This is a genomic window from Catenulispora subtropica (assembly GCF_039531675.1).
Lineage (GTDB): Bacteria > Actinomycetota > Actinomycetes > Streptomycetales > Catenulisporaceae > Catenulispora > Catenulispora subtropica.
This window is the reverse complement of record NZ_BAAAQM010000011.1, coordinates 114,035-130,894: the sequence shown is the minus strand read 5'-3', so window position 1 is coordinate 130,894 and position 16,860 is coordinate 114,035. Positions and strand designations below refer to the sequence as shown.

The 16,860-nt window shown below is 66.0% G+C and carries 10 protein-coding genes; all 10 read right to left on the bottom strand.

Annotated elements, in window-relative coordinates:
* Positions 1 to 7: 7 nt before the first annotated feature.
* A complete protein-coding gene (locus tag ABD466_RS12385) occupies positions 8 to 3,865 on the bottom strand; it encodes an Eco57I restriction-modification methylase domain-containing protein (protein ID WP_344657130.1) in 3,858 nt (1,285 codons plus the stop codon).
* The gene (locus ABD466_RS12380) at positions 3,859 to 6,819 is read right to left on the bottom strand and encodes a helicase-related protein (protein WP_344657129.1); all 2,961 of its coding nucleotides are present in this window, start codon (positions 6,817 to 6,819) and stop codon (positions 3,859 to 3,861) included. Before ABD466_RS12380 ends, ABD466_RS12385 begins: the two co-directional genes overlap by 7 nt.
* 707 nt (positions 6,820 to 7,526) lie before the next feature.
* Positions 7,527 to 8,576, bottom strand: coding sequence for a DUF4238 domain-containing protein (locus ABD466_RS12375; RefSeq protein ID WP_344657128.1), 1,050 nt, complete (start codon positions 8,574 to 8,576; stop codon positions 7,527 to 7,529).
* Between the two features lie 90 nt (positions 8,577 to 8,666).
* Entirely contained in the window at positions 8,667 to 10,301 is a 1,635-nt protein-coding gene (locus ABD466_RS12370; RefSeq protein ID WP_344657127.1) for a UvrD-helicase domain-containing protein, read from the bottom strand.
* Entirely contained in the window at positions 10,298 to 11,923 is a 1,626-nt protein-coding gene (locus tag ABD466_RS12365; protein ID WP_344657126.1) for an ATP-dependent nuclease, read from the bottom strand. The genes ABD466_RS12370 and ABD466_RS12365 overlap by 4 nt, the downstream gene beginning before the upstream one ends.
* Before the next feature lie 742 nt (positions 11,924 to 12,665).
* Positions 12,666 to 13,613 carry a ketopantoate reductase family protein gene (locus ABD466_RS12360; protein WP_344657125.1) on the bottom strand — a complete coding sequence of 316 codons (948 nt, stop codon included), beginning with the start codon at positions 13,611 to 13,613 and terminating at the stop codon, positions 12,666 to 12,668.
* Positions 13,614 to 13,643: 30 nt separating this feature from the next.
* Positions 13,644 to 14,396, bottom strand: a complete 753-nt coding sequence (locus ABD466_RS12355) for a class I SAM-dependent methyltransferase (protein ID WP_344657124.1) — start codon at positions 14,394 to 14,396, stop codon at positions 13,644 to 13,646.
* Positions 14,396 to 15,310, bottom strand: a complete 915-nt coding sequence (locus ABD466_RS12350; RefSeq protein ID WP_344657123.1) for a YbhB/YbcL family Raf kinase inhibitor-like protein — start codon at positions 15,308 to 15,310, stop codon at positions 14,396 to 14,398. The genes ABD466_RS12355 and ABD466_RS12350 overlap by 1 nt, the downstream gene beginning before the upstream one ends.
* Entirely contained in the window at positions 15,277 to 16,569 is a 1,293-nt protein-coding gene (locus tag ABD466_RS12345; RefSeq protein WP_344657122.1) for an MFS transporter, read from the bottom strand. The genes ABD466_RS12350 and ABD466_RS12345 overlap by 34 nt, the downstream gene beginning before the upstream one ends.
* Positions 16,566 to 16,853, bottom strand: a complete 288-nt coding sequence (locus ABD466_RS12340) for a hypothetical protein (RefSeq protein WP_344657121.1) — start codon at positions 16,851 to 16,853, stop codon at positions 16,566 to 16,568. Before ABD466_RS12340 ends, ABD466_RS12345 begins: the two co-directional genes overlap by 4 nt.
* Between the last annotated feature and the right edge of the window lie 7 nt (positions 16,854 to 16,860).

The window sequence follows — 16,860 nt, the reverse complement described above, 5'->3', positions numbered from 1 at the left end:
CTCAGGGCTAATGGGTGGAGCCGTCTGCTCCCAACGACTTGAAGTAGTTGCGGACGCGGTTCTTGTAGTCATCGCTCGGGCGCACAGGCGAGGATTCGGCGCTATCGCTCTGACGAAAATCGGCAAGCAGCAGCTCAAGTTGATCTGCGTTGAGCCCATAGAGGCGAGCGACTCTTGCGTCAAGCTCGGCACGAAGTTCGTACTCGTCAGACTCACTGATGGGCGCGCACTCGACCCCGAGGACATTGGCGAGCTCATCGAACTCTGGCGCCCGACAGGTGAGTCTCCCGGAGAGCCGAACAACGTCGGCACCCGGCCCTTTGTCAAGGGGCAAGTCAGCTACTGGCGCCGTCGCCATGATCGCTTTTGTCACGTGAGAGCCAGCTCTACGTCGCACTACGAAATCAAGAACAAGGCTGTTCATTAGAGCGACGACGTAAACCATGGCAGGAGCTGGAAGCACAGTTCGATAAGCGTGCCGCTCAGCATCCCACGATGACCGGTAGAACCAGTGAAGCATCTCGCTTAGTGCAGTTCCTGGGGGGACTACTGCCGCAATAAGAGTCCGTTCGTTTGTCGCGCTCGCGGTCTGCCGAAAGGCGGGCCTGTAGTGATCGAACGGAACCTCAAGACCGCCACTACGCAACTCAGCTGAGTTGAGGAATACTTCGCCACGTCTCCTTTGCAGCGATTGAGCGTCCTGTTTGAACTTTCTGCGCTTCCGCGCGCGATTCAGAAGGTTAGACTCTGCAACTTCCGGAAGTAAGCGATAAGTCGGAGCTGCAAAATTGCCGATGAATTGGTGAATATGCTTTCCTTCGCGCAGAGGCGCCCCCTCGGCGTCGATGGAAAAGTTGGCGCGATCGTCGCTAATGTTAAACTCGCGCCCCCAGTCGATCTTCCAGCCCCCCACAGGCATCTTATCCAGAAAAGTACGATGGCCTGCATACATCGCAGTCAGCAGGTCAAGAAGCGCCGGATCACGAGTGTCCGGAATTGCAATGTTCTCTGGATCGAGTGCATCCAGGGTCGCACGCGGGATCGGGAGTGTGCGTTGCTCAAGGTGGAGCAAGTGGTCGAGCGTGCTGACGTCGCTGGTGAAAGGCAGCGGGTCGGTCCGCCCACCTCGTTGCGCAACGAGCAAAAGAAACTGTTCGCGACTATCAATCGGGAAGATCTTATTCGAATTGTCGCAAAGTACGAACCAATCGACGGTGTGCTGGTCGAATAGCGCTCGCCTATGATCGGCGGTTGATGCCCCGGCAACAACCCCGGCGTCGATAGTCAGCCCGATTCGCCCTGCAGGGGCAAGAAGCTTCATCTCCAGCTCGAGAAAAGCCCTGTAGTAGTTGAAAGCGATTCCATGGCTGTAGAGCATCACAAAGAGGCCAGAATTCTTGATGAAGCTCTTGACACCAGCGAGCCTTACGTCATCTGCTTCCTTTGCAATCGTGACGTCTGGCCGAGCCATGAGCTCGGCCTCTCTCGTAGAGCGTTGATCTGCGCGCTTGAGCAGAGAGTATGAGGGGTCAAACCTTCCGAAGAATTCGGCAGACTTGAACAAGATGCCTTCCCAAGGAGGGTTTCCGATCATGGCATCGAAGCCAGCGTCAAGGCGCCGAATACCAAATTCGTCGAAGAAAACCTCAGGGAACTCAAATTCCCAATGGAAAGGCCTGATCTCGTCGCGGATGTATTGCAGGATACCGACTCGATCTTTCGCTACCTGTTCGATGGCGGCGTCAGCCGGCTCTTTGATTCCACGTCGACCCTCGCGCCACAGCTCAGGAACACGATTGAACTGGTTAAGATAGAATGGTGCGATCCACCAGTCGCCGAGCGCTTGAAGTGTCTGGTAGTCCTCGCTGGCCATGAGCCGCGCGAATCGCCGTTCCTTGTTCCGGACTTGTAGGCGGTCCTCGGACGGGGCTTCTGCCAGCTCCCGCCGTGTTCTGATGACGCTGGCCAAGTCTGGGTCGGGCAGGTCGAAGAGAGTGGGAGCGGCCGACTCGTTGTTTGCGGGTGTCCGACTGTCGCGTGCGGGGACGGGGATACCCGCGAACGTTGCCAGACGTGAACCTACTAGAGAGTTTCCGCAGCGTAGGTGGGCGTCGAGAAAAGAAAGCGGTTTTCCCGAGGCTGCAGTCGCCAGCCAGAGGGATACCTTCGCGAGGTCCACAGCCATAGGGTTGAGATCGACGCCGTAGATGCAGCGTTCGACGATGAGGCGCCGGTATGCAGCGCGTTCGGTGTCATCGAGCTTGTGGTCGAGGTCGGCGCCCTCGCGGATGAGGGCTTCGCCGTAGGCTTCGGTCAGCAAATGGACAGCTGGGACGAGGAACGCTCCGGAGCCCATGGCGGGATCGCACACGCGAAGGTTGAGGATCTCCTCCGAGGATGCGTTTTCCACCAGTGGACGCAGGGTCTCGACCACGACGAAGTGCGCTAGTGGCCGGGGGGTGTAGTAGGAGCCAGAGCCTTTACGTTCTCCGGTAGCCTGGAACTGGTAGAAGGTGCCCTGCGGCAGCTCGCGAAGGATTTGGACGACGCCTTCGGGGAGTTGATCGGCGTTGACAACCTGTTCGACGGCGCTTTGGCCGCGCCCCACCTGCACGACAGCCTTGGGTTGCTCGGCGATGTGGGGTTCGTATGCGAGAAGCCCTTCGTAGACGCTGCCGAGTTGTTCGACCCCGAGTTCGCGGTAATTGATCGGCTGTCGGCCGATGGTGACGTTGCCGCGGCTGCTGCGGGTCGGCTGGGAGTAGGCCAGGGCGTAGATGGCTTCGCGGACGAACGTGTCTCCGATCTCCAGGATGGGGTCGTCCAAGAAAGGACATTGCTCGGGGTCGAACAGTCCGCCGTTGAAGCCAGCAATCTTAAGCTCGCCAGCATCGATACCGTCGCGGAGCATTCCCCAGGTCGCTCGCAGGGTCTGCCACAAGAAGCCGCTGTCGGGCTCCCAGACAGTGTTCTCATCGGTGATGAGGCGGCGCAGGGTGCGCAGCGAGTAGCCGTGGTCGTATACGGGTGTGCCGACAGGCAACAGTCCGCGGTCTTCCGCATAGGCGACGAACAGCAGGCGATAAGCGACCCGGAGCGCGTCAGCTAGCAGCAGGCGAGCTGGCGGATCAGTGTTTTCGCGGCGGCGCATGTCGGCCAGTGCACCGTTGGCGATTTGACTGATGGCGATGCGCACACCGTCGGACAGGCTGTCGGTGACGGCGGTTGCCGCCAGTGTGCTGGCACGTTCGACAAGGTCCCACAAGTTTGCGCCGGCATCGTCTGGGATGAAGGCGTCTGGACGCAGTAGGGCCCAGACGACCCGCCATTCATGCTCATCGCCGAGTTCTGCGAGCCCAGGCAGGTCGATCGCCAGATAGTTCGCTTCGCCGCCCAGGCCCGGGTCGCGCCGGATCACGCGCAGTTCTGAACCGTTGGTAACCAGGACAGCGGGGAGCGTCCCTCCACGGACAACGACTTCGGCTTGGCGTTGGGGGCGGAGCTTACCGGCTCGCCTACCGGTAGGCGAGGTGTCCAGGTGCTGGCCAGGTGGGCTGATTAGAATCCATGCGGCCTGCTGTTCGGCAGCATCGTGCCCGATAAGAGGTTCCTCAAGGGTGTCCGGGCGGGTGGGAAACTGCCAACCGAAGTGGGTGAGCCAATGCAGGACTCTGTTTCTTGTCTGGCCGAGCGTACTGGTTTCGTCGACGTCGGCGACCAACCGTCGCAGCTCGCTTTTGGTCTGGCGGATGTCGGCTTCGGCGGTGGCGATTCCTGTACGGGGGCGATGCTCGCGCAGGAACTGGGTCGGGTCAGCCAGGTAGTAGCTGGATAGGGCTGTGCCCACGACGCTGATGTTCAGCACGAGGCGGCCTCCACCAGCAGGATGCAGCCGACGAGTTCGGGCTCGGGGGTAGCTGCGACCGAGTATCCGGTGTGCAGCGCATCTCTCCGAAGCTGGAACTCTTCCTCGACAATCTTGCGAGCTTCGTCGAGTGTCTGGAAGTCGCCGTGGCCGACATCAGCGAACAAACCGAGCTGGACGCCGTGACCGGCACTGGTTTCGAAGCGGCGTTCGGCCTCAGCGAGCTCAGCGTTCTTCCATCGTTCCAGGTCGTGCATCAGTCTTTCGGCTTCGGCTTGAAGTTGGTCTTGTGTCTGTTGGGTGCGTTCTTCCAGGCGGCGTCGGGCCTCGCGCGTCGCGTGCTCGGCTGCGGCGTCGAAGCCGGAGGCGAGCCGGTTCATTGCGGCCTCGGCGGCGGCGCTCGACTCGACGGGTGCCGCCCGCACGCGAAGTCGACGAACGTCGGAAGCCTGGTCTTGGCAGGCCTCACCCGGCTTACCGCCCTGCCCACAGGGTACGAACACGGGGATCAGTGGTTCCTCCAGGAGGCGGCCATCGTCGGCCTGTAGACGGCCGATGGTGGTGAACAGCCACCCCTCCGGACCTTCGACAATAGCCTTGACAGCGACGCGGTCTGTGGCCCTGGGGTCGTACAACCGCGTGCGGACCCGCTGAAGAACGGCTCGAACCAACGGATGGACGGGCGTGAGGAAGGCGACGCCGCGGTTGTCTGGGTCCAGAGCCACCGAGCGCAGGAACGTCGCAGGGAAGGGCTCGGCGGGCACTCCGGGGTATTGAGACAGCACCGGGCCAGCGGTGATGGTGACGACGTCGGCGCTGCCAGTCACGTGGCCGCCGTCTTGCCGCAGTACGGAGGTGACCAGGTCGCGGAATTCGTCGAAGTCGGGAAGGAGCCAGCCTGCGGCGTCGCGGGAGGCGTCGGCCTCGGCCTCAGCCTGTTTCTCATCTGGTTTGCTGCGCAGAATCGCCAGCGCGCCGGTGTCGTCGAGATACTGGCGGACCTGTTCGGCGGCGGCTTGAAGCCGGGCTTCCAGTTCTTCTTCTGGCAGGTCTTCCAGCAGAGCGTCGATGACGTCGCTGCGTCCGGCAATGCCGAGGATGTCGCTGCTGGAACCGAGTTGCTTGGTGATTTCTGCGATCTTCTCGCGTAGCCGCTGCAGGATCTCCTCGTCGCGGGTGTCGGTGAGATACAGATAGGAGATCTCGACGATCTCCTTCTGCCCATAGCGGTCGACCCGGCCGTTGCGCTGCTCCAGCCGGTTGGGGTTCCACGGCAGCTCGTAGTGCACGACTACGTGGCAGGCGTCCTGAAGGTTCAACCCCTCGCCGGCGGCGTCGGTGGCGAGAAGCACCGCCCCAGGGGTGCGGGCAAATTCCGCGAGAACGGCGTGGCGCTGAGCCAGCGGCACGTTGCCGTCGATCCGCAGTATGGGAGCGACTCCGAGATTTTCCTGCAGGTACTCCAGAGTGTCGCGATACTCGGTGAAGATGATCACCCTGTCGCCGCGACGGCCGGCCCGGAAGCCGCGCAGCCAGCCACGCAGCTCGGTCAGTTTGCTGTCATCGCCGGGCGTGACTGCTTCCACCAGCTCCAACAGCGTCGCCACCAGGCGCCGCTCGCCGTCGAGGTCGAAGTTGGCGGCCTTCGCCGCTGGCACTCCCGATAGCGCCAGTTCCTCTGTCGACTCCAGGTCTTGCTCTGGCAACACTTGATCGGCACGGTACTGCCGCTGCGCGTCCAGTCGTCGCTTCCCGGCATGATCGGTGGTTTCCACACCGAGGCTGCCGGCACGCCTGCGAAGGCTCTGCAAGAGGGCGTAGGGGCTGGACAGCGCGCGCTTGCGCAGGACCTCCAGGGCGAACGCTTCGACGTGGTAGGAGTCGGTGTCCTTCAGCGCGGCAAGCACCCGCTTGCTGTGCCCGCGCAGCCGGCGGTGGATTTCCTTTTCCCGGGCTGTGGTTTGTACAGGGATCGGTTGCGGGCTGTTGCGGCGACTGATCGGCTGCGGCGGTTTGCCGCGGGCGACGTCGTCTTTGAGGCGGCGAACGATGTACGACTTCAAGACGTCGGGATCGACGCGGCCGTCGTCGGCGGCCAGGTGTGGGGACAGTAGCTGAACCAGGCTGGCGAACGACTCCTTGTAGCCGTTGTGTGGAGTTGCCGACAGCAGGATCAGCTCGCGTGAGTGGTCGGCGAGGGTACGGGCCAGACGGCTTCGGTCGGTAGAGTTGGTGCGTCCCTCTCCTGCGAAGGCTCGGGCGACGTGCTGCGCCTCATCGATGATCACAACGTCAAACGTCGGTGCGGCCTGGATCGCCGCCAGGTTGGTCTTCAGGTAGTCGATGGAGGACACGGCCAGCGGGACCGCGGTCCACGGACTGACCGTGGTCGGGTAGCTGCGCCGTAGGTCCAGCCACTTGCGGCTGTCGACCTTGGTGAACTCCAGGTTGAAGCGGAAGCGCATCTCCTCCACCCACTGGTCCTGAAGACCGGCGGGACAGGCGATGAGGACTCGGTCAGCACGACCGCGACGGGCGAGTTCCAGCAGAATGAGGCCGGCTTCGATGGTCTTTCCCAACCCGACGTCGTCGGCCACCAGCAACCGGGTGCGGGGCTGGCGCAGCCCGGCCAGTACCGGGACCAGCTGGTAGGTTTCCACCTCGATCCGGCCGTGCTCGGCCGCCAGCAGGTCTCCTCGACCGTGGGCCATGGTGAGCGCCAGGGCGTTGTGCAGTTCGGCTAGGCGCACAGGGTTGCCGGTGCCGAAACGCAGCTGAGTGGCGGGCTCCAGCTCCAGCGTCGGTTCCAGGCGGGCGATAACACTGATTCGGCGCGGTCCGGGCCGGTCGTCGGCGCGCCGCAGCTCCAGAAATGTGTCCCTGCCTGCCCCGTGTACCGCCTCGATCTCCCATCGGCGGTCGCGCAGCCGTACCCGCATTCCCCGTTCAAACATCCCGGTGCCCGTTACCCATGGGAAGTATCATTCGCCACAGCGTAGCGGACCGCGACTCAGCGCACGCCAACAGCGCTGTAGGAGGCGACGTCCGACCTTCTGGTCGCTCAGACGTTCTACGAAGGGTTGCTGGAGATCACTCTTGAGTCGCGGTGTCGCTAGCTGGGCGGCGCAGCGTGGTCGGGTCGTATCGCAGGCGGTAGACCTGAGACTCGCCTCCGTATGTGTCGTAGATCGTGATCGACGATAGCAGCTCGGCCTTGATCCTCCGGGTGCGGACAACCCGCCGCTCCTCGTTCGCGCTGATCCAGGACTCGATGCGCTCAGGCAGATTGAACGTCAGCCGGTACGCATCGTGATCAGTAAAGAGCCTCTTCCAAGAGATAACCGCGCAATGCGGCCTCGGCCACCATGGGGCGACCGTAGCAACTTGCACCGACACGGCGCAGGAGCGGGCCATCACATCGGCGACCAGAGCAGGACTTGTCGCGCGTACTTCCCGCAGGTGCGGGCCTTTAGCACAAAGGGGAGGCCGTCACTGACCACTCGATCGATCTCGGCTTCGACACTATCGCCCTCCTCCCGCGCAAGTAGGCCACCGTTCGGTGCCGGTCCCCTCCCGACGGCCCGCACGGTGCAATACACGGTCTGGTCAGCCCGGCAGAAGATGCCCGCACGGGCGAGCCGTGCGATTGATACGCCCCCGGTCACTCGCGGCGTCGGCGGGTGCGAGTCCGGTTCGGCCTCCCGTTGTGGCGCTCGATCTGGGGAAAGCCCGGCGCGTGGACCGTGAACAACGCTCCCGGTGCCGGGATGTCGATTCCGGCGAGATGGTCATAATCGGGGTGCATGAGGATCGACTCGTAGGCGTTGGCGGCAATTCTCAGATTGACATCGCCGACGCTCGATGGGTCGGCATCGAACCGTCGAGGAGGTCCGTACCGGTCACCACGTCCGAGGATGAGTAGGTGTCGTGGACTCAGCGGGAACCAGATCTGGTCCGCGAACGCCATCCCGGTGCGGTGTCCCGGCTGGCGGCCCTGCTCGAAGAACAGTACGACCGGCTCATCGCACGTAACGAGACTGGGCTCGTCGTAGACAGCGAGGTACCAGGGGCGGGTGATGAGCTCTTCGAACAGTTTCAGGGCCAGCGGGCCCATTGCGCCGATGTGAGCGTTGGGGTCCGGCACGAACTCGACGTCGTCGACGATCTCGCTCAGCGAGCACACCTGCGCGATGGCCTCGGACGTGGGCTCTTCGTCGCGCGCGCTCAACCACGCCGCCGCCTGCTCCTCGTCCATGCCCTTCGGCACCATGACGTGCATGTAGGTGTCGCCCATCAGCTCAGTCATGCGGCGCACGGCGCGACCCCGAGTCTTTTGGAAAGCGAGGAACAGGCAGAGGCTCTCCCGGTCGGCGAAGGGCGGGGGGAAGGGCTGGAACAGCCCAAGCCGTACGATGCGCTCGATCACCGGCGCGGCATTCCCCTCGATCCAGGTCAGCAGGTGATCGGATCGGCCATCCAAGGCGCCATCGTTGTCGACGCTGGTGTAGAAGTCCCTTTCGGCGACCGCATCGCGAATCGGCGCGGTATAGCGGCGCCCTGTGGCCCGGTCGACGACGGCGATCATGCCGCGCTCGTTGCCGAAGTAGCGCTGGTGCAATTGCGGGAGAAGGTGGTGTCGAGTGCCGACTGAGCCGTGCGGCTTGCCGGGCAGCGGCCACCGCTCCCCGCGGGGGTCGTTCGCTGTGCTCACATCCTCAAGGCTAGGAGTCGAGGCTGACACCTAGCGATCGATTTCCTCGCCGTGCCGGCCTCCCGCTAAAGCAGGAGGCCGGTCTGATCATTAGGTGTCGGTGAGGTGGTGCCGTAGTTCCGACCAGGGGGTGCTGCACGGGTCGGCGACCAGCCGCCACCATCTGCTGGGACTCTTCGGGTACGGCCTGCCGACCTTGGACAAATGCTGTTGTGCTCGGGTGAGGATCAGTCCGTGGCGGGCGCGGGAGAGCATGACAAGCAGCACCCGCTGTTCCTCGGCCAGCGCCTCGCTATCGCTGGCCTGGAAGGAGGGGATGTGGCCGTCATCCAGTCCGACGATGATCACCCAGTCGAATTGCTGTCCTTTGCCGGTGTGCGCGTTGAGGAGATGCACTCCCGGCTCGATCGGCCGGTCGTCGGCGCGGATGGTCAACTGGTCGAGGGCCTTGGACGCCGCGCCTGTCGGTCCAGCGAGCTCCTCCAGCATCTCCAGGGCCTCGGCCGCCTGCTGGTAGGTGTCGACGTCCGCGGGGTCGATCAGCGCTAGGACCTTGTCTCGCAGGTGCTCGACGGTGCAGGTCGTCGGTAAGGTCCGGAAGGCGTCCCGGAGTCGCTCGGCCAGCACGGTGTCGTCGATGGCCAGATCCCAGCGGTAGCGGGGCAGTCCGTGCGCGTTGTCGAGGGCGTCCTCCAGCTCCTTGCGCCGCCAAGCGGCGCGCACGATGACGCCGACGGAAGTCTCGGGGTCTTGGGCCAGGATGCGCTCGCAAACCTCGACGATGGCCTCGGCCTCCTCGGTGGTGCTGTCGAACTCCACAGCGCACGAGACCCCGCCATCTCGCCAGGCGGAGGGGTCGGCGGCGGCCAGCTGCTCGCCGCCAAGTTCCTCGGCCGCGGCGTTGACGACGGCCAAGACCGCCGGGGAGGAACGATAGGAGACGGTGAGCGTGTACGGGCTGCCGCACATCTGCCGCAGGGTGGCCTCCACCTGGGTCGGCTCGGCGCCGGCCCACGTGTAGATGCCCTGTAGGGGGTCGCCGACAAAAGTGCGGCGGGCGGTGCAGCTGCGTATGGCCAGGTCCAACTGCTGCATCGACAGGTCCTGGAACTCATCGACCAGCACCGCTCCGTAGTGCCTCTGGTACAGCTCGGCGATCGCGTCTACGTGCAGCAGGCGCTGGGCGTGGCGCAGCAGGTCGTCGTAGTGCAGGATCCCGGCGGCGACCCGGCCACGCTCCAGACCCGCGGCCCGCAGGTCGACCCTCTCGAGCAGTTCGGCGACTTCGGAATCGTCGCGCGCGCCCTGCTTGGCCTCCCGAAGAGCCCGCGCGATGGCCTCCCGAGCGGTCCAGTCGTTGCCGACCTCCGTCTCCAGCGCGCGGGTGAGGGTGCGCGCATCGGGCATGGCGAAGGCGGGGTCCAGCCCGAGGGTGCGGCCGTGGGAGCGTAAGATCTCGGCGGCGTGGCCGTGGAAGTTGCGCACCCGTATGTAGCGGCGGAACCGGATGGTGCCGAGCTCGCGCTGCAGTCTGGCTCCCAAGTTCCGCTTGGCCTTGTTGGAGAACGTCAGGGCGAGGATCTTCTGGTGCGGTTCCAGACGTTCGATCAGCACCGCCGCGCGGCGGGCTAACAGCTCGGTTTTCCCGGTGCCCGGCGGTGCGATCACCAGCAGCGCGTCGCTGGGGGCTTCAGCGAGCGACGCGGCGGTCAGAGGTTCGGTCACGTCTGGCTCCGGGCCGCGACCGCCCGCAGCATGTCCGCGACGCTGGTGATGCTGGCGGCCTCGGCTGCCGTCAGAGCGCCGGCCACCGCAAGGGCCGCCTCAGTCTTGTTCCTGCTCTGTCGGCAGAAGTCCGCGGCCTTCTCGGCGGCAATGTCGCCAATCGCGGATACGCCGGCCGATTTGAGCAGGTCTACCTCCTTGCACACGCCCGCGTCGATGAGGATCCGCGCGACGGCCGGGCCTCCGAGGGCGGTGCAGTACTCGCCCTCCAGGTCCGGATCACACACCCAGATCCGGCTGCCCAGAACATTGGCCGGGTTGCCGCCGAAAGCCCCCGTCCACTTGTTCTTCGCATCGTCATCGACCAGGCCAAACAGCTCAACGTCGAATCCTTTGGGGCCAAGGAAGTTGAAGAGCTTGGGGAACTTGTCTGCTCCGTCGATGTCGAACACGGTGCAGCCCAGTCGGTCCAGCCCGATGCCCAGGGCGCGGCCGACGCTCTCGACGATGTACCGGTCAGCCACGCCCTCGACCAGGACGACCGACCGCGCCGACAGCGCCTCCAGCAGCCGCGAGGACCACCACCGGGCCCGCAGCTTGTCGATGCTGGTCAGCGCTGAGGCATGCAGCTGACGTGCCCGGCCCTGAGGGCTAATCGCGACCACCTGCGAGGGCTCAAACCGCTCCATGACGAACGGCGAGTGCGTGACCAGCAACAGCTGGTTCTGCGCGCCGGCGAACAGGTTCGCCGCAGTGCGCTGGCTAGTGGGGTGCAAGTGCAGTTCGGGCTCGTCGATTGCGATGACATTCGCCGCGCCCTGCGCGAGCAGGAACAGCGTCATCGACATCAGCTGGCGCATGCCATCGGACTGGTCAGTCAGAGCGACGAACGCCTCGTCGCGCTGCAGGAACATCGCGACGTTCCCCAGTACCGAGGCCGTTGGGTCCGCGACCGAACGCACCGCCAGGTCGTCGGCGCCGATCTGCCGGGGCATCGCGCGGGACAGGTGCTCGGCGACGTCCTCGCGCAGTTTGGTCAACGTCATGCTCGAGCCGAGTTTGGCGTTGAAGTCCGCGAGCATCGCGGCCAGCTCCCCGCGCTCGGCCCCCAGGTCGATCGAGTCCAGCAGCGCCCGCATCGCGCTGGCCGGGCCGTCGAGCTGGGCGTTGCCGGTGCCACGGGTGGCCGGCAGGTAGCGCCAACCGAACGCCTCCATCTGCTCGCGGCTCGGCGGACGGTCGTCGCCGCGCCCAGGGAACCAGCGGCGGACCTCGACCTGCTCAGGGTCCTCGGCCAGCGTCACTTCCAGCCGGACGGTCAGCGTCTCGCGGCGGCCGTCGGGCGAGACGTCGATCTCGCGGTGGAACAGCGTCTTTTCCTGTGCGGTGAACTCCTCCAGCACGACCTCGACTACAAGCGGCTGGTCGGCATCGCGAAGATCCGACGGGCCGTAGGTCTGGTACAGCTGCCCCACTCCGAGGCCCAGAACAGCCTGCACCGCCCGCAGCAGCGAGGTCTTGCCGACGTCGTTGGCGCCGATCAGGACCAGGTGGTGCCGAACCTCTATATCTACGTCCTGCAGGCGGACGTAGTTGGCGACTTGGACCCTAGCGAGGCGCATCGGCGGCATCCTCGCCCTGCTGCGATGCGGTGCCCTGCCGGCTGCCGCACGGCCCGACTTCGTTCCGTGTTGCTCTGATCACGCGCACCAGGGTACGGCGGCGGCCTGCCCCGCCTCACGCGAATTGCGGGACCGGAGCAGCCTCGGCGTACGGAGCCGGGTCGCGCTTCGAGCCGCGCCGAACCTTGGTGCCTGCCCGCCCGGCGTGCACAACGACTCTATCCGCATTTCAACAGGGGTATAGCCGGTCGCTCCCTGGACCACAACCCTGGACCACCCTGGACCACATTCGTTCACCTCGAGCAGACGGCCACCGCTTTCGGTGACGATGGTCCAGGGATGGTCCAGGGAACGTTCGGCGACACGGTGACACTCAGCGGCACGGACTGACACCAGACTGCGGATGTAAGCGGACAGAACAACACCGACCGGCATGCGCCAAACCCCCGCATCACCATCGAGCGCCGGACCATGCACGCTCTTAATCCGCGGGTTCGGGGTTCAAGTCCCTGGCGGCGCACCCGTAGCAAAACCCCTGGCAGCCTAGCTGGCCAGGGGTTTTTCGTTTCAGGTCCAGGATTGGTCCAGGAACCGGGTCGCCATCGGCAATGCATCCGCGTCGGAGCACCCTGATGATCCCGTCCGTTTTGTTCCGCGGTCCGGGGATGGTCCAGGGATCTTGAAATCGATGGTCCGGGATGGTCCGGGGAACGACTCGAAATATCCCCTTCCACCTGGCGCTTCAGCGGGGCGAACACCGAGGTGCAGATGTCCCGGGTGATGGTCGCGGCATGGTGACAGCCAGTTCCGTGACCAGCCGGGCGGCAAGGGGGGCGTCGATGCCGTACCGGTCGGCTGCGCGGAGCAGTGCGCCACCGATGGCGTCGAGTTCCAAGACGCTGCCGGCTTCCGAGTCGCGTTGCATCGAGGACTTCGTCTCGGCGGGGAACGCGTCGTAGACGTTCATGACCGCGGCGACGTTCGAGTCGGCGCCGCAGGCGCGGGCGACGGTGGTCGCTTCGTCGACCAGCGTCAGCAGCTCATCGCGGTGTCCGGTCCGCAGATCGCCGACCGTGATGCCGTAGTAGGTGGTGAGTAGGGCCATGGGGGCCAGGAACGACATCTTCGCCCACAAGGTCGCGGTCTCATCCAGCAGCACTCGCGTCTGAACGCCTGCGCCGGCGAGTACGGCGGCCACGGCTTCGATCTGTGCCTGTGATGCGGTCGTGCTGGCGAGGTCGATCTGCACGAACGGGCTGCCGTGGGTGATGACGCCGGGCGCCGTGCGGGTGGACTCGACCCGGATCACGCCGGGCACGACATGTTCGGGCCGGTAGCGTTGCCGGAGAAGCTCAGGGTGCTCTACGCCGTTGAGCAGCGGCACGACCAGTCCGTCCGCGAGTGCGTCGGCGGGGAGGCGCTCCAGCGCCGCGTTGAGGGCAGTCTGCTTGCAGGTGATCAGGCAGAAGTCGACGGGCTCGGTCAGGTGTGTCGCGGCGGTCACGGGTGCGGCGAAGTCGCCGAAGTGCGTGCTGCGGACGCTGATGCCGTCGCGGTTCAGTGTCTGCGTGGTGGATTCGCCTGCCAGGCAGATCACCTTGTGGCCGGTGCGGGACAGCAGCCCGGCGAGCAGGCCGCCTACGCCGCCGGGGCCGAGGACGGCGATGGTCGACGGCTGTGCGTTGTTCATGGTCTTCCTTGTCGTGGATGTGGGTGGTCGTCAGCGCAGGACGAGCAGGTCCAGGGCCGATGTGAGATCGACGTCGCCGGGTGTCTCACTGGCTGCGGCTTCGCGGAGCCGGTGTTTGCCGCGCTGGTACTCGGCGTCGGTCAAGCTGCGCATCAGAGTGTCGGCGCCACGTAGGGTGTCCAGTCGATCGAGGAGCTCGGTCAGGCTCGTGATGTCGGTCTGCGGCACCGGTTCCAAGGATGTCGGGGCGAATCCGGCTGCTGCGAATGCCTGGCAGGTCTGCTCGACTGTCGGATAGGTGTCGAGCAGGCGGGTCACCTCGGGGAACCAGCGAGCGATGCGGAGCCGTTCATGGCGTCCGGCGAAGGCGTTGCGGATGAGGACCGGTGCGTCGGGACGGAGCACGCGGCGGATCTCACGTGCCGCGGCTCGCAAGTCGGGAATGTGGTGGGTGACGGTGGACAACCACGCCGCATCGGCGCTGGCCTGCGGGACGGGGATGGCGGCGGCGTGCCCGTCGAGGATCTCGATGTCGGGGCGGCGGGGTATCAGGGTACGCATGGCGGCGGCCGGTTCGACAGCGATCACTTTGACCGGGAACCAGTCGCACAGGGCCGCCGCGAAAGCCCCGGTTCCAGCGCCGACATCCACGACGGTCATGCCGTTGACGGGGTCCAGATGCTGAGCGATCGCGTCCTTCCAGGCGGTCAATCCGTCGCGCGGGATCTCGCGGACTTCCTTGAAACTCGCGGCCGTTGCCGGGTCGTAGTCGATGCGGGCCATCAGTCGCGCCGGAAAGTGGGCCGCAGCACGCCGCGGGCGATGGTGTGTGCGGTGAGGACGAAGCGGGCGTAGCCGGCCGGGGATTCGGACAGCAGGCCGAGGTCCTCGGTGTCCAGGGCGTGGACGGCGAACAGGTAGCGGTGCTCCGGGTCTCCGGCCGGCGGGTAGGCGCCGCCGTAGGCGGCCTGGCCGAAATCGTTGCGCAGGTGGAAAGCCCCATTCGGCAGGTGCGTGGTGTCTCCGCTCCCGGCGTCGGCGGGCAGACCGGTGCAGTCGGCGGGCAGGCCTAGGAGCATCCAGTGCCAGAAGCCGCTTCCGGTGGGGGCGTCCGGGTCGTAGCAGGTGACTGCATATCCGCGGGTGGCGTCTGGCGCACCGGCCCACGACAGCGCTGGGGACTGGTTGCCTCCGCCGAGCCCGTCGTGGATGTGGCGCTCGTCCAGGGCCATGCCGTCGGTGATGTCTCCGCTGGTCAGGCTGATGGCGGGGACCGGCGGGAGCAGGTCGTAGGGGTCCGGTGCCTGGGGCCGTCCGGCGTCGTACGCGCTGATCTCGATCAGGTTCTGGTCGGGGTCGCGCAGGTAGACGCTGGTGATCGGTCCGGTCGCGCCGGTGCGGGCGACCGGACCGAGTTCGACCGGTACGCCGAGCGTGTGCAGGTGCGCCTGGACAGTGTCGAGCGGGACCGCGCTGATCAGGCACAGATCGGCCGAGCCCGGGGTCGGCGTAGCGGCCTTGGGCTCCAGTTCGCGTCCGGCCTGGTGGAGGTTGAACTTCTGCGTGCCGAAGGCGAGGGCATGCCTGCCGTCTCCGAAGACGATCGGCTGCATTCCCAGGACCGTGCGGTACCACTCGACGGTGGCGTCGATGTCGCGGACGGTCAGGACGAAGTGGTCGGCGCGGGCGATGCGCATGCGAGTGGCTCCTGTCGTGCGGTGGATGGTGGAACGGGCCGAGCGAATGAAGCAGATGACAGAGCATGAATGAGGGCGCCTGCGGCGGCGCCTGCTGCGAGCAGCGCCCAGCAGGCCGTCCAGCCGGCCGATGCCGTGACGGCTGTCAGAGCTGGCGGAGTCAGTCCCACGGCCGTGAACAGCACGGTGTTCTGCAGGCCGTGGATGCGTCCGAGGCGGTGTCTGTTGCCGCTTCGTACCGCCAGCCGGGTGCTGACGGCGAACGCCAGCCCGTTCCAGCCGCCTGCGGGCAGGCATGCCGCCATCAGCAGCCCGGCTTGGAGTGCGGCCGGGACCCGGGCGATGTGGGCGAGCGCGAGCATCGTCAGCAGCGTCGCGGTGCAGGCGCCGAGAACGATCAGGACTGCAGGCTCCTGATCCGGTCGCCGGTCACCGAACCGGCCCAGTCCGATGCGTAGGACGCCGCTGAACGACTGGACCGCGACGAACATGATCACTGCCGGTGTGACGCCGATGCCGATCGCGGTGTGCCAGGCGGCGACCGACAGCGCGACGGCGCCTGTCTGGGCCACGCAGTAGCAGGCGTTGGCGGCCAGCAACGTCGGGAGTCCGGCCAGTCGTCCCGCCGGTATGGCGGGTGCTTCGGCGATCGCCGCCGCGTCCGATGGTGGAACGGGCCGAGGCGTCGCGGGCAGCCCGAAGGCCACGCCCAGGCCGGCGACGATGCATGCCAGACCCAGCACGTCGAACGCCGCGCCGACCCCGGCCATGCCCACCGCCGCGGGCAGCAGCGCTGCCGCCACCAGGCCGCCGACCGGAACAGCGGCCTGGCGCAGCCCCAGTACCAGGCCTAAACGCCGTCCCGGGACCCTGTCGGCCAGCGCTCGCGCCAAAGCCGCGGTGCCGGCACCGACTCCGACGCCGGCGACCGACAGCCCCGCGATCGTCCAGGCACGGTACTCGGAGGAGGCAGCGCCACCTGCGGCGACCAGCCCTGGAACCGCGACCGACAGCCCGGCCAGCAGGACCCGCCGGTCCCCGACCCGATCGGACCACCGGCCCCACGCATAGACGCTCGCCGCCGTCGCCGCGTTCGCCGCTCCCAGCACGAGGCCGAGACCGGCCAGGCCCACGTGCAGATCACGCTGAAGCGGGATGCTGATACTCGGCAGTCCCTGCTGGACCATGGACACGGCGACCTGGGTGACCAGGGCCACCGGAATGATCGAGGCGGGTATCGGCGGCTTGGCCGACTTCACGAACCGGCGGTGCGGGCGCCCAGCTCGCGCCGCACCGCCTCCCACCCGGCTGTGGACAGCAGCGCGTGCACGGGTTCCAGCAGCCGGTACAGCCCGGGGCCGGAACGCGTCGCCAGGTCCTCGTCGTGCTCGAACACGTCGAGCTCGTTGGCTGCGGTGACGTCCAGGAAGGCGCGCAGGTCCTCGGTACCGGGATGTGCCATGTCCGCGGAACCCCGAGAGCGCAGGAACTCCTCGATGACGGAACGGTTGTCGGATGCGGGTTCGTTCAGAATCTCGCTCACGTCACGA